Origin of the sequence: Pontibacter silvestris (assembly GCF_020907275.1) — a bacterium.
Taxonomy (GTDB): domain Bacteria; phylum Bacteroidota; class Bacteroidia; order Cytophagales; family Hymenobacteraceae; genus Pontibacter; species Pontibacter silvestris.
This window is the reverse complement of the sequence record NZ_JAJJWI010000113.1, coordinates 1-325: the sequence shown is the minus strand read 5'-3', so window position 1 is coordinate 325 and position 325 is coordinate 1. Positions and strand designations below refer to the sequence as shown.

At 54.5% G+C, this 325-nt stretch carries 1 protein-coding gene; it reads right to left on the bottom strand.

Annotated elements, in window-relative coordinates; translation table 11 throughout:
• On the bottom strand, nt 1-323 hold a 323-nt coding region (locus LN995_RS21805; protein WP_229963200.1), incomplete at its 3' end, for a MarR family winged helix-turn-helix transcriptional regulator.
• Nucleotides 324-325 lie beyond the last annotated feature (2 nt).

Genomic DNA, 325 nt, shown 5'->3' with positions numbered 1-325 from the left:
TTGTCCGTTATCAGCACATCTACTGTGCGCCGGTCATCGGCGCACTGCTTGCGCGTTACCAGTGCCTTGGCCTCCAGCTTGTCCACTATGCGAGAGGCGTTGGAGGTCTTGTCCAGCATCCGCTCGATCAGCAGGCTTACTGTAGCTGGCTTGGGGTGCTGCCCACGCAGGATGCGCAGGATGTTGTACTGCGGCAGCGTGAGGCCGTAAGGCTTAAATTGTGCCGCCTGCACCTGCTGTAACCAGTTTGACGTGTAAACCATGTTGATGTAGGCCTTCTGGTACTCACTCTTAAACGTTGACTGCTTTATCTCTTCTTCTATTC